Genomic DNA, 10,019 nt, shown 5'->3' with positions numbered 1-10,019 from the left:
CAACTAAATTGGAGTAATATAACATCTAAAATTAAAAAATGAGCTGAAATTCAACAAGAAAAATCATTAGGATAATAACAATGTTATTAAAATTTAGAAAAAAATAAAATTCATCAAAAATCAATTAAGTTTCGGTGCATGTGACAAATCATTAACATTTATAAAGTATACTTAACAAATCTAATAATATTATTTTATGATGGGGATAAAACATGTTAACATCTGTTCAAAAAGAAATCTTACAAACCTTGATTAATCTATACCAATCATCAAACGGTAAATCTATCAAAGGAGAAGACATTGCAGAGGTAATGAACCGTAATCCGGGAACCATTCGTAATCAAATGCAGTCATTGAGAAGTTTGGGTTTAGTCAAAGGGGTGCCAGGTCCTAGAGGAGGATACAAGCCAACCATTGAGGCATATCATTCTTTAAACATTTCAGTTTCAGACAATGATTCGAAAGTTCCTATTTATAAAAATGGTGTAAAATTGGATGATATTTCAGTTGCAAGGATTGAATTTACCAGTGTTCCCCAACCTAGTGAATGTGAAGCTGCAATTAAAGTCCTGGGAAGCATCAAGGACTTGAATTTGGGTGATGAGATAAGGATCGGTCCGACTCCTGTAAATAATCTTGGAGTTATGGGAACTATTGTCGGACGTGACGATATGGACAATATCCTTCTTGTTGATACCAAAACCATAAGAAGCATTCCGAAAAAGACTGTAGGAGACATTGCAAGCCGTGATGTAATCTCATTTACCGTTGACTGCTCCTTAAAGGAGGCATCTAGAAAATTATCCAAAAAAGGAATCGATGGTGCTCCGGTTATAAAAGATGGAAAGGTAGTTGGAGTCTTTACCCTATCAGATCTGGTCAATGCGATAGCCAATGACAAGGAAAATGAAACCGTTGGAGAGCTGATGTCAACAAATGTGGTTATTGTTAATGAAGATTTAAAGATAGCCAATGCAATTGACGTAATGCTTAAAAAATCAATTTCCAGATTAATCATTGCCGACAACAATCAGGTATTGCTCGGCATTGTCACAAGAACAGATTTAATTGACAGCATAACAAATTTAAGACAGTTTCCAATTATTACAAACTAAGTGATTCAATGAAAGTTAACCAGATAAGTGTCGAAAAGGACATGCGCATTTCTGATTTGATTAGTCAGTTTGATGACTCGGGCGTTTTAGGAGCAGGAAGAGTCGCAAGGGCATGCAGCATATTGACTGAAATGATTCAGGATGAGGATATGAATGTCTTTATGAGTCTTGGAGGTCCCCTAATCCCTGGAGGCATGAGAAATATCGTAACCCAGATGATTAAAAACGGCCACATCGATTTGATTGTATCAAGCGGAGCAAACATAACTCACGATTTGCTTGAGGCTTTTGGAGGGTCCCATTATCGCCACGAAGGACGTGACGATGAAGACCTCAATGAAGAGGGCATAGGCAGAATTGCAGACATCAACGTTGGTTCTGATGATTTCACTGTTTTTGAAGCCAGAATCACGGAAATATTTGAAAAGATTTCAAGTGAAAAGAAGAATGTTTCAATTCAGGAACTGCTCCACGAAATCGGTCTTCTGGTTGATGATGACAATTCATTTGTCGCAACTGCTGCAAGAAATGACGTTCCAATCTTTGCACCGGGTCTTGTTGACTCGATGATGGGTCTTCAGTTGTGGATATTTTCACAAGACCATGACTTTGTAGTCGATGCGGTTGCCGATATGCATTATCTCTCTGATATTGTGTTTGATTCCAAAAAGGTAGGGGCAATCCTTTTGGGAGGAGGCCTTACAAAGCATTATACTTTGGCATCCAATGTAATCAAGGGAGGTCTTGATGCCGCAATCCAGATTACAATGGACCGTCCCGAAGCTGGAAGTTTGGGAGGAGCTCCTCTTGAAGAGGCAAAATCCTGGGCAAAGGCAAGATGCGGATCCAGCCTTGCAAGTGTCGTTGGCGATGTTACAGTGATTTTGCCGCTGATTTATGCAGCTGCACTAGATAGGATTTCAAGTGATTAGATGAGTTATATTATTTTGGCCATTTTGTTTCTGATTTCAGGATTTTTCATGAAATATTCTGATGATTTGTTCGATGTAAAACATGATTTGACCTATTCAAGCATTTTTGGTATTATATGCGGGATTGCATCAGCGGCTGCGGCTGTTGGTGATGTTGGAGCTGCCTATATTTTCATAGCTATTCCTATAGGTAATCTGTTGGCTTTAAAGGTAGACGGCATTCATCATATCATCACATTGATTATATTTGTAATCATCTGTCTGATTTGCGGAATTCCAAATTTGAGTCTGGTTATTTTAGCTATTTGCATCTTATCAGCCATATGCGATGAGATTGGCCATGAAACAATACCTAGGATAACTGAAAATGTTTTTTTGAATCTATTTTTTGAATACAGGTTTGTTATGAAGATTGCAATATTCCTGCTTGCATTGTATGGCGCCTTTGACATTGCGGTGTTTATCTGCTTTTTAATATTTGAAATGTCATATGTGGGTGCAGGTATTGTTTTTGAAAAGTTAAATTAAAAAAGAAGATAAAAAAAGGAATTTTGAAATTCCTTTATTTTTTTGTTTATTCCATTTCTACGCCCATTTTACCGGCTACTCTGGCGATGAGTACGGTAACGATTACTGCAACGATAGTTACAATGATAGCGTATATGAATAAACTAGGAAGTGCATCTCCGCTTCCGATAAAAGTTTCAATCAGTTTTTGGATTGCATCGTTCCATGCAGCACCTGCAACAAATGCAAATGCAGTGGTGATTAATGCTAAGATTGTTTCCATTACCATTTTAGTTACTTCGTTTGCCATTTTTTGTCCTCCATTTAATTTTGTTTGTTCAAAGATAAGTGGAACAATATTACTTTTATTTTTTGTATTTTAAATAGTTTGGTTTTCATTCAATGGATTTGATTAAATTTTCACATGCAAGTTTAGGGTCTTCTGATTCGTAGATGCTTCTTCCGACAATTATTGCATCTGATATTTCAAGTGTCTTCTTGCCGTCCCCGCCCTGTTTTCCAACGCCGGGGGAGATTATATATGCATCGCTGCCGACAATCTTTCTGATGTCTGCCAGCCTGTCAAGCCTTGTTGCCGGTGCGACATAGTTTCTGATTCCCATATCCACTCCCATCTTGGCTATTGCATCCGCATCTTTTTGAAGAAACATTTTGGCTCCGGGATGGGACATTTCAGTTAGAAGAAACAATTCCTTTCCATGCTTATCTGCCATGTCAAGGCATGCCTGAACGCTGTCTGTACCTACAAATCCATGGCAGATTATTGCATCGGCTCCTGCCTTGAATGTCTCGTCACAGATTTTTTCGTTGGTTGCATCAATGTCGGCCACCTTAAAATCGCATATTACCTTAAATCCAAATTTATCTTTCAGTTTTTTAATTATTTCAAGGCCTTCGGCAAGTGCCAAGGGGTATCCGATCTTTATTGTGTCAATGTATTTTTCAATTAAACCGCATATTTCAACGGCTTCACTTTCACTCATTACATCAAGTGCTAAAATTAAGTTATTTTTTATATTCATGTTATCATCTTGTCCAATTTAACATAAGGGATTTTTAGGTTATCCTAATAATTTGTATTACTTTTTTCCTATACATTTATATGTAATAACTACTATAATAAGTATTATCAATAAAACTTTATAAAATTTTAATTATATTTTAAATTTTTATTGAGAAGTTTATCAAATATTTTTGATATAATTTGGAGGAAATTATTTATGCATATTATGGAAGGATATTTACCATTGACATGGTGTATAATATGGTTCGTCGTAGCATTCATCGTGGTTGCATTTGGTATTTATCAAATCAAAAAAATTGTAGATGAAACCCCTGAATCCAAAGCTTTACTAGCAGTAAGTGGCGCATTCATGTTCGTCTTATCTTCTTTGAAATTACCTTCTGTTACTGGAAGTTGTTCTCACCCTTGTGGTAACGGATTAGGTGCAGCATTGTTTGGTCCTGCAGTAACTGCAGTATTAGCAACTATAGTTCTTCTTTTCCAAGCGATTTTACTCGCTCACGGAGGATTAACCACTTTAGGTGCAAACATTGTATCTATGGGTATCGTAGGACCATTAGCAGCTTGGCTTATATACAAAGGTTTAACTAAAGCTAATGTATCTTCTACTATTGCAATTTTCTTTGCAGCATTTTTAGGAGACTTATTAACATATGTAGCTACTTCATTCCAGTTAGCTTTCGCATTCCCTGCTCCTACTTTTGGTACAGCATTAACTAACTTCTTAGTTATCTTTGCAGTAACTCAAGTACCATTAGCAATTGGTGAAGGTATCTTAACCGTAATTATATGGGACAGATTAAAAGCTTACAAACCAAAATTGTTAGATAAACTTAATGCATTAGCAGCTAATGAAGCATAAGGTGATTTAAATGAAAACATCAACATTAATTATTTTAGCAATTATATGTGCAATTATTTTCATTGCACCATTAGCAATGTATAATGGTCACGGAGAAGATGATGGATACTTCGGCGGTGCTGACGATGCAGCGGGTGAAGCTGTTGAATCTACCGGTTTTGAACCATGGTTTTCATCTATCTGGGAACCACCTAGTGGTGAAATAGAAAGTTTATTATTCGCTCTTCAAGCAGCTATCGGTGCAATAATTATCGGTTATGCATTCGGTTACTGGAGAGGACAAGGTAAAGAAGAATAATTTATTTATTCTTTCTTTTTTTTCTTTTTTTTAGTGATATTATGAAATTTGATATGGATTATATTGCTCATCATAATGAATTAACAGAAGCAAATCCTTATTTTAAGTTGTTTTTAACAATAATTTTGTTAATTGTTACATTAGCTCTTGATAATCTGTATTTTGACCTATTCATTTTTATTGTAATGTCTATTGTAATATTGGCAATAGCAAAAATAAGTATCCGATCATATTTGAAATTTTTATCAATTCCTGTTGCGTTTCTTGTCATTACATGTTTATTCTTAATGTTCTTTTTTGGAAAGGGGACTGTAATTTTTGAAACGGGCATTTTTGGAATTGTTGTTACAGATGATTCTTTTCATTACGCTGTTTATACATTCATGAGAGTACTTGGTTGTTTTCCTTGTTTGGGATTTTTAGCACTCACAACTCCAATTGCAAAAATATTGCACTGTCTGGCCACTTTAAAAGTTCCAAAAATCATTATTGAAATCGGGCTTTTAATGTATAACTCAATATTCATTTTCTTAAATGAAATCGATACAATGAGAAAGGCACAGGATTCAAGATTGGGCTATAATTCCTACTGGACATCATTCAAATCTTTGGGTGCTCTGGCAAGTACAATATTTTTAAGATCTCTGGATAAAAGTGAAACATTGCAGAATTCTTTGGATTCCAGAGGATATACTGGGGAACTTCCACTTTATGTGCCGAAAAAGGAGAGATAAAATGTTAGAAGTTAAAAATTTAAAATATTCATACAATTCCGATTATCAAGCATTGAAAGGAGTTAGTCTCAAAATCGAAAGAGGGGACATGGTTGCTCTTTTAGGTAAAAACGGTGCGGGTAAATCAACTTTATTTTTAAATCTAAATGGAATTTACCAACCTGATGAAGGTAAAGTCATCATTGACGGTGAAGAATTAAAATACGATAAGAAATCTTTACTCAAATTCAGACAGAAAGTCGGTATCGTTTTCCAGAACCCTGATGATCAGATTTTTGCTCCAACCGTTGAAGAGGATGTTGCTTTCGGACCTTTAAACTTGGGTTTGTCAATGGAAGAGGTTCAAGACAGGGTTGAAGATGCTTTAGCCCGTGTTGGAATGACCGGATATGAAAAAACAGCGCCTCATCACTTAAGCGGAGGTCAAAAGAAAAGGGTTGCCATTGCAGGAATCCTTGCAATGAAACCGGAGATTATGGTTTTGGATGAACCTACAGCAGGTCTTGACCCACAGGGAGTAGTGGATTTATCAATATTGCTAAAGGAGCTCAATGCTGAAGGGATCACCATTTTGATTTCAACTCACGAAGTGGATCTGGTTCCGGATTATGCAAATAAGGTTTTTGTTTTAGTGGATGGATTATTAGTCGGCGACGGAACTCCAAAAGAGATTTTTTCACGGCCTGAAATTCTTGAAATGGCAAATCTTAAGGTTCCTATTGTCACTGAACTTTTCCAGCAGTTGGAAGAGGAAGGATTTGACATGAATGGTGATTATCCATTGACCATTGATGAAGCTAAGGATAAGTTTTTAGAACTGCTCAAAAATTAATATTTTTTTTTAATTTCCTTAAATTTCATAATTATAAAACTTATAGTATTACTCCAATTAATAAAAAATAATACTTTCTTATTTTGATTAAACATTTATATTACAAAAAACATATCCTTTTATAAGGTGAATTTAGATGAGGATTGGAATATGTGATACCACATTTGCCCGTTTTGACATGGCATCGGCAGCCATTGACGAGCTTAAAAAGAATGCATATGATTTGAAAATCATTCGCCAGACTGTTCCGGGAGTTAAAGACTTGCCCGTCACAGCTAAAATCCTCATAGAAGAAGAGGACTGTGATATAGTCATGGCACTTGGAATGCCTGGACCAATGGAGAAGGATAAGATGTGCGCTCATGAGGCTTCAACCGGCCTGATTAATGCTCAATTAATGACAAACACTCATATTCTAGAGGTCTTCGTACATGAGGATGAAGAGGAGGACCCTGTCGAGCTTGCAAAGCTTGCGGAAAACAGGGCACGTGAGCATGCGCAGAACTTAATCAAGATGATGTATCACAGAAAGGCAATGAGAAAAGAAGCAGGAATGGGAATGCGCGAAGGAAAAGAGGATGCAGGACCATTATAAGTGATGAAAAATGGAATATGAATTAACTAGGCAAGACAGAAGGGATACATTTGTTGTTCTTCCTGCATATAATGAAGCGACAAGGATTCAGCCGGTAATTGAGTCCATTGCAGAGAAGGGATACAATATGGTCATCGTCAATGACGGATCATCAGACAATACTCTCGACGTTATTTTGCAATCCAAAAGAAAATATCCAAATCAGATTCATGTCTATTCATTGATTATAAATCGTGGTGTCGGCGTTGCAACCCAAACAGGCTTTGATGCAGTTCTCTTTTTTGACCCGAAATATGTTGTAAGCATGGATTCGGACGGACAGCATTCCGCCGATGATTTGGATAATGTTGTCAGGCCACTGGTTACGGGAGAAGCTCAGGCAGTGATTGGCGTCAGGCCACTTAAGGACATGCCGTTTACAAGGAATTTTGCAAACTCGGTCATGAATTTCTTAACAAAGATATTTTACAAGGTGGATGTGAGCGATTCCCAAACCGGATTCAGGGCAATAACGAATGAAGCATTGAAAAAAATCGACATCAATGCAAGAGGATACCTCATTTCATCGGAATTCATACGTGAGGTCAATGACAACAATATTCCATTTGCCGAAGTTCCGATTCAGACAATCTACACTCCGGAAACCCAAGCGAAGGGAACAAACGTTAAAGAGGCTTTCAAGATTCTAGTTCAAATGATAAAACATCAATTTTAAGGTGATTAAATGTTTTTATATTCAATATTATTCCCAATTTTATCGATTTTAGCCATTTTATGGTTCTTTTATAGATATCTAAAAGAAAAGCAATCGCTGTTGACAGTAATCTTATGGACAATATTATGGTTGTTTGTAATATTCTTTTCAATCTTTCCGAACTTCAGTGAGAGATTTGCAAGGCTCTTCGGTATTACAAGAGGATTGGACTTCATCATCATTGTAGTGTTTGTAGTGCTTTTCTACGTTATCTTCAGATTGTTCAACAGAATTGACATATTGCAGGATGAGATTAATAAAATCGTAAAGGAAGTTGCCCTTTCAAATGAAATAACTCTTGATGATGAAGAGGATGAATGATGCTTTATTTTAGGGGATGCACTGCAAGGCAAAAACAGACTGGCATTCAGGATGCAACGGAGAAGTTATTGGCTCTTGCAGGTGTAGACTATCATATTTTGGATGATGAGATGTGCTGCGGCTCGGTACTGCTTAGAACCGGCTTTATCGATGAGGCAACCGAACAGATCACAAAGAATGGCGAAATCCTGAAAGGTGAAAAAATCGTCACTTCCTGTGCCGGATGCTATAAAACACTTAAGATGGACTATGAGGGTCTGGATGTGATTCACATCTCACAGCTTCTGGATGAACTGATTGAAGAGGGCAAACTTAATTTTGATAAGAGGGATTTGAACGTCACCTATCATGATTCCTGTCATTTGGGCAGGCATATGGAAGTCTTTGACGAGCCTAGAAGAGTCATTGAAAGTGTGGCAAATGTTGTTGAAATGGAAAACAGCCGGGAGGACGGCTTGTGCTGCGGAGCCGGCGGTGGCGTAAAATCCGCCTATCCCAAAATCGCAGGGCAGATGGCAAGCTCACGCATCAATCAGGCCTGTGATACTGGCTGCAAAACACTGGTAACGGCCTGTCCATTTTGTAAGCTTAACCTGGAAAACGATGAGCTTGATGTTGTGGACTTGACTGAATTTTTGATAAGGTATGGTGTTGGCGATGAAGAGCAGTGAACTTGAAACCATGAGAAAATCCTTTGATACGGTTAAAAAGAGATCCTCTTCAATCAAGGACTCTCCATCCTCTAAAAGACTCATAAAAAGGGTTCAGGAAATCAAGAAATATTCGATTGAAAACAATCGGGAATTATATGGTCAATGTCTGGAGTCATTTAATAGAAATGACATTGAATGCAGGTTTGCCGAAACTTCAAAGGATGCATTGGACATCATTGATGAATTGCTCAGTGAAGTTGATGCAGAGGTCATTGCAAAGGCCAAGTCAAATACTCTGGGTGAAATAGATTTGAAAAATCATTTGAAGGACACAGGCATTGATGTTGTTGAAACCGATTTGGGAGACCGTATTCTGCAGCTTAAAAAAACGGACAACAAACCGGTTCATCCGACAGGGCCCGCTTCACATCTGAATGTTGGTGAAATTGCAGGCATTGTCAATGATTCGCTTGATGTTGATGTTGTCCCTGAAGCTCATGAGATCATGGAGGCCGTAAGGGCAGATGTGCTGAACCGCCTAAAAGATGCCAGTGTAGGTATAAGTGGAGCCAACGCAATAGCATCCGAAGAGGGGTCATGCGTAATGGTGCACAATGAGGGCAATATTTCAATAGTTTCCCTGAAAGATTTGCATATAATTGTAGCTGGAATCGATAAGATAGTGCCTACTTTGGAGGATGCAATCTCTCTTGTAAAGCTTGAAACCATATTTGCAACAGGAAGCTATGTGACATCATATATGAATGTTGTCTCCGGACCGTCAAAAACCGCAGACATTGAAAAGAAACTGATTAAAAACATGTACGGTGCCGAAAGGGTAGTTGTAATATTGTTGGACAACGGAAGAAGTGATGCGATTGACGAATGTCTCTACTGCATAGGCTGCGGCAACTGCATAGTGCACTGTCCGGTCTATAATGCTGTCGGAAACGAATTCGGGTTTAACAACTATCTGGGCGGACGGGGTGTTGCAATGTCAAGGTTCATTGAAGATGATGAGGCATGCTTTAACTCAGGATTGTATATGTGTACATTATGTGGACTGTGCACACTGAACTGTCCTTTGTCCATTCCGACAAATGAAATCCTTGAGAATATGAGGAAATTATCGACGGAAGTCGGATTTTATCCGAAGGCTCACGGCAAGATTAGGGAAAATGTAAGTAAAAAAAATTCGCCGTATTAGCTTATTTTTAATTAAGAGTTTTTTTTCTTTAATTATTTCGAGTTCAAAAAAAGTTGTCTGATATTGTAGAATTGCTGATTTTGTCACTTTTGATGGGGACTGTTATATTGGTGCTTGAAATGTTGACGATTATGTTTCAATTCTGTTAAGGCAAATATGATTTC

14 protein-coding genes are annotated in these 10,019 nt (G+C 37.5%); 12 read left to right on the top strand and 2 right to left on the bottom strand.

Going from position 1 to position 10,019, the window contains the following annotated elements; genetic code table 11:
- Positions 1 to 212 precede the first annotated feature (212 nt).
- The 3 genes from ACJMLO_RS08365 to ACJMLO_RS08355 are packed head-to-tail and all read left to right on the top strand — an operon-like array spanning position 213 to position 2,575.
- The gene (locus ACJMLO_RS08365; RefSeq protein WP_405295776.1) at positions 213 to 1,115 is read left to right on the top strand and encodes a CBS domain-containing protein; all 903 of its coding nucleotides are present in this window, start codon (positions 213 to 215) and stop codon (positions 1,113 to 1,115) included.
- Between the two features lie 8 nt (positions 1,116 to 1,123).
- Entirely contained in the window at positions 1,124 to 2,047 is a 924-nt protein-coding gene (locus ACJMLO_RS08360) for a deoxyhypusine synthase (protein WP_405295774.1), read from the top strand.
- The gene (locus ACJMLO_RS08355; protein WP_405295772.1) at positions 2,048 to 2,575 is read left to right on the top strand and encodes a hypothetical protein; all 528 of its coding nucleotides are present in this window, start codon (positions 2,048 to 2,050) and stop codon (positions 2,573 to 2,575) included.
- A gap of 46 nt (positions 2,576 to 2,621) precedes the next feature.
- On the opposite strand, the gene ACJMLO_RS08350 is transcribed toward ACJMLO_RS08355, so the two are convergent.
- Positions 2,622 to 2,864: a DUF5654 family protein gene (locus tag ACJMLO_RS08350; RefSeq protein WP_405295770.1), complete on the bottom strand. Its 243-nt coding sequence runs from the start codon at positions 2,862 to 2,864 to the stop codon at positions 2,622 to 2,624.
- 85 nt (positions 2,865 to 2,949) lie between these two features.
- Entirely contained in the window at positions 2,950 to 3,597 is a 648-nt protein-coding gene (gene pyrF, locus ACJMLO_RS08345; protein ID WP_405295768.1) for an orotidine-5'-phosphate decarboxylase, read from the bottom strand.
- Positions 3,598 to 3,795: 198 nt separating this feature from the next.
- Between pyrF and ACJMLO_RS08340 the strand changes: the two genes are divergently transcribed.
- The 9 genes from ACJMLO_RS08340 to ACJMLO_RS08300 all read left to right on the top strand — a co-directional run bounded on the left by ACJMLO_RS08340 (position 3,796) and on the right by ACJMLO_RS08300 (position 9,855).
- Complete coding sequence (locus ACJMLO_RS08340) at positions 3,796 to 4,461, top strand: energy-coupling factor ABC transporter permease (protein WP_405295766.1); 666 nt, start codon at positions 3,796 to 3,798, stop codon at positions 4,459 to 4,461.
- 10 nt (positions 4,462 to 4,471) lie between these two features.
- A complete protein-coding gene (locus ACJMLO_RS08335) occupies positions 4,472 to 4,759 on the top strand; it encodes an energy-coupling factor ABC transporter substrate-binding protein (protein WP_405295764.1) in 288 nt (95 codons plus the stop codon).
- Between the two features lie 41 nt (positions 4,760 to 4,800).
- Positions 4,801 to 5,493: a cobalt ECF transporter T component CbiQ gene (cbiQ, locus tag ACJMLO_RS08330; protein ID WP_405295762.1), complete on the top strand. Its 693-nt coding sequence runs from the start codon at positions 4,801 to 4,803 to the stop codon at positions 5,491 to 5,493.
- 1 nt (position 5,494) lies between these two features.
- The gene (locus tag ACJMLO_RS08325) at positions 5,495 to 6,325 is read left to right on the top strand and encodes an ATP-binding cassette domain-containing protein (RefSeq protein ID WP_405295760.1); all 831 of its coding nucleotides are present in this window, start codon (positions 5,495 to 5,497) and stop codon (positions 6,323 to 6,325) included.
- A 136-nt stretch (positions 6,326 to 6,461) separates the two neighbouring features.
- Complete coding sequence (gene ribC, locus ACJMLO_RS08320) at positions 6,462 to 6,920, top strand: riboflavin synthase (RefSeq protein WP_405295758.1); 459 nt, start codon at positions 6,462 to 6,464, stop codon at positions 6,918 to 6,920.
- 10 nt (positions 6,921 to 6,930) lie between these two features.
- Positions 6,931 to 7,635: a glycosyltransferase family 2 protein gene (locus tag ACJMLO_RS08315; protein ID WP_405295756.1), complete on the top strand. Its 705-nt coding sequence runs from the start codon at positions 6,931 to 6,933 to the stop codon at positions 7,633 to 7,635.
- Between the two features lie 9 nt (positions 7,636 to 7,644).
- A complete protein-coding gene (locus ACJMLO_RS08310; protein ID WP_405295754.1) occupies positions 7,645 to 7,995 on the top strand; it encodes a DUF2304 domain-containing protein in 351 nt (116 codons plus the stop codon).
- Positions 7,995 to 8,666: a (Fe-S)-binding protein gene (locus ACJMLO_RS08305; protein ID WP_405295778.1), complete on the top strand. Its 672-nt coding sequence runs from the start codon at positions 7,995 to 7,997 to the stop codon at positions 8,664 to 8,666. The genes ACJMLO_RS08310 and ACJMLO_RS08305 overlap by 1 nt, the downstream gene beginning before the upstream one ends.
- A complete protein-coding gene (locus ACJMLO_RS08300; protein ID WP_405295752.1) occupies positions 8,653 to 9,855 on the top strand; it encodes an LUD domain-containing protein in 1,203 nt (400 codons plus the stop codon). The genes ACJMLO_RS08305 and ACJMLO_RS08300 overlap by 14 nt, the downstream gene beginning before the upstream one ends.
- Positions 9,856 to 10,019: the final 164 nt, after the last annotated feature.

It is taken from the genome of Methanobrevibacter sp., assembly GCF_045120835.1.
Classification (GTDB): domain Archaea; phylum Methanobacteriota; class Methanobacteria; order Methanobacteriales; family Methanobacteriaceae; genus Methanocatella.
This window is presented reverse-complemented; position numbering and strand designations above follow the sequence as displayed.

Bases quoted from the DNA above. Each gene is read 5' to 3' on its own strand.
- ACJMLO_RS08365 (WP_405295776.1), top strand. From the start codon at position 213: ATGTTAACATCTGTTCAAAAAGAAATCTTACAAACCTTGATTAATCTA.
- ACJMLO_RS08360 (WP_405295774.1), top strand. From the start codon at position 1,124: ATGAAAGTTAACCAGATAAGTGTCGAAAAGGACATGCGCATTTCTGAT.
- ACJMLO_RS08355 (WP_405295772.1), top strand. From the start codon at position 2,048: ATGAGTTATATTATTTTGGCCATTTTGTTTCTGATTTCAGGATTTTTC.
- ACJMLO_RS08350 (WP_405295770.1), bottom strand. From the start codon at position 2,864: ATGGCAAACGAAGTAACTAAAATGGTAATGGAAACAATCTTAGCATTA.
- pyrF (WP_405295768.1), bottom strand. From the start codon at position 3,597: ATGAATATAAAAAATAACTTAATTTTAGCACTTGATGTAATGAGTGAA.
- ACJMLO_RS08340 (WP_405295766.1), top strand. From the start codon at position 3,796: ATGCATATTATGGAAGGATATTTACCATTGACATGGTGTATAATATGG.
- ACJMLO_RS08335 (WP_405295764.1), top strand. From the start codon at position 4,472: ATGAAAACATCAACATTAATTATTTTAGCAATTATATGTGCAATTATT.
- cbiQ (WP_405295762.1), top strand. From the start codon at position 4,801: ATGAAATTTGATATGGATTATATTGCTCATCATAATGAATTAACAGAA.
- ACJMLO_RS08325 (WP_405295760.1), top strand. From the start codon at position 5,495: ATGTTAGAAGTTAAAAATTTAAAATATTCATACAATTCCGATTATCAA.
- ribC (WP_405295758.1), top strand. From the start codon at position 6,462: ATGAGGATTGGAATATGTGATACCACATTTGCCCGTTTTGACATGGCA.
- ACJMLO_RS08315 (WP_405295756.1), top strand. From the start codon at position 6,931: ATGGAATATGAATTAACTAGGCAAGACAGAAGGGATACATTTGTTGTT.
- ACJMLO_RS08310 (WP_405295754.1), top strand. From the start codon at position 7,645: ATGTTTTTATATTCAATATTATTCCCAATTTTATCGATTTTAGCCATT.
- ACJMLO_RS08305 (WP_405295778.1), top strand. From the start codon at position 7,995: ATGCTTTATTTTAGGGGATGCACTGCAAGGCAAAAACAGACTGGCATT.
- ACJMLO_RS08300 (WP_405295752.1), top strand. From the start codon at position 8,653: ATGAAGAGCAGTGAACTTGAAACCATGAGAAAATCCTTTGATACGGTT.